This is a genomic window from Micromonospora sp. M51 (assembly GCF_018070305.1).
Classification (GTDB): domain Bacteria; phylum Actinomycetota; class Actinomycetes; order Mycobacteriales; family Micromonosporaceae; genus Micromonospora; species Micromonospora parva.
The window spans coordinates 1-1768 of the sequence record NZ_JAGPXZ010001025.1 but is presented as its reverse complement, the minus strand read 5'-3'; the positions used below and the strand labels follow the sequence as shown (position 1 = coordinate 1768).

The window sequence follows — 1768 nt, the reverse complement described above, 5'->3', positions numbered from 1 at the left end:
CGCTCGACGGCCACAGCGTGCACGAGGCGAGCCTCGCCGACCCCCCGCAGCTCCTCACCGCGCAGCAGTTCAAGGCGCGCGCCGAGGCCGTCGCCGCCATGAAGGCCGAGGGCATCGAGTACGAGGCGCGCCTCGAACTGCTCGAGGACGTGACCCACCCGAAGCCTCTGGCCGAGCTGCTGGAGGCCGCGTACGAGATGTACCGGCAGGGGCACCCCTGGGTCGCCGACCACCAGCTCTCCCCCAAGGCCGTGGTCCGCGACATGTACGAGCGGGCCATGACCTTCACCGAGTACGTGCAGTTCTACGGGCTGACCCGCTCGGAGGGCCTGGTCCTGCGCTACCTGGCCGACGCGTACAAGACGCTGCGGCAGACAGTGCCCGAGGACGCCAAGACCGAGGAGCTGATCGACCTCATCGAGTGGTTGGGCGAGTTGGTCCGCCAGGTCGACTCCAGCCTGATCGACGAGTGGGAGCGGCTGCGTAACCCGTCCGACGTGGCCGAGGTGGCCCAGGCGCACGCCGCCCTCGCCGACCGGCCACCGGCGGTGACCCGCAACGCACGGGCGTTCCGGGTGCTGGTGCGCAACGCGCTGTTCCGCCGCGTCGAGCTGGCCGCGCTGCGCCGCTGGGACCTGCTCGCCGAGTTGGACGCCGAGGACGGCTGGGACTACGACGCCTGGGCCGACGCTCTCGGGCCGTACTTCGAGGCGTACGACTCGATCGGGGTCGGGCCGGACGCCCGCGGCCCGGCGCTGCTCATGATCGAGCAGGGCCGGGAGCGGTGGACCGTACGGCAGATCTTCGACGACCCGGACGGTGACCACGACTGGGGCATCAGCGCCGAGGTCGACCTGGCCGCCTCGGACGAGATCGGTGCGGCGGTCGTCCGGATCACCGACGTCGGCCAGCTCTAACAGGCGTCTCGGCAGGGGGTCGTCCGCACGCCGGACGGCCCCCTTTGTCGCGTTTTCCGCACCCCTTCTTTCGCTGGGCGATGTCAGACCCGTCGATTAGAATGTATGTACTAATCGAGTTCCTGACCTGCAGGATTACGATCCGGGAGGACGCCCGTGACCGCGCCCGCCGCCACGCCCCTCACCCCCTACGCCACGCTGCTCGGCTTCACCCGCTACGTCGACCGCACCGGCCCCACCAAGGCGACCTTCGTGGGCGGTCTGCGTAAGCAGCGAGCCAGCCGGTCCGGCTTCAACCCGCACGGGCAGTTCGTCAAGGCACTCAAGGCCGACATCGCCTTCCACACCGGCGGCACCCACCTGACCGGGGTGGTCGACGTGGTCAAGCCTCGCTGGCGCCCGCTCTACCAGGCGCTCGTTCCCGGCGCCACGGCCTGGCTGCACTCCCTCGGCGAGCCGGCCGCCGTCGACCTCGCCCAGACCCGCGACGCCCTGGCCATGCTGGGCGACCTACCCGTCAAGATCAACCCCCATTTCGGTGTACGCCACGCCGACGGCCGCGCCGAAGCGGTCCGCCTGCACTTCGACGAGACCCCGCCGAGCGAGGAATCGGTGCTGGCCACCCTGCACCTGATGGCCCGCCACATGGACGCGGTGCTCCCGCACGCCGAACCGGTCCTGGTGGATGTCCGCCGTGGCCAGGCCCACCACATGCCCACCGACGCCAAGCCCGAGCAGATCGAACGCTGGCTGGCCGGCGAAGCCGCCGCCTTCCGCGCCATCTGGTCCACCGCCGCCTAACCCGCCCGCACCCCCACCCCCACCCCGCCGCCGTCGCCGCCATCAAGATC

General features: G+C 71.0%; 2 protein-coding genes. Both read left to right on the top strand.

Translation table 11 applies throughout. The features are described 5' to 3' along the window. The coding region (locus tag KBX53_RS32055; RefSeq protein ID WP_210863569.1) for a DUF3516 domain-containing protein at positions 1-917 on the top strand (917 nt) is incomplete at its 5' end. 156 nt (positions 918-1073) lie between these two features. Further along, positions 1074-1718: a hypothetical protein gene (locus KBX53_RS32050; protein ID WP_030335083.1), complete on the top strand. Its 645-nt coding sequence runs from the start codon at positions 1074-1076 to the stop codon at positions 1716-1718. The last annotated feature ends 50 nt before the right edge of the window (positions 1719-1768 follow it).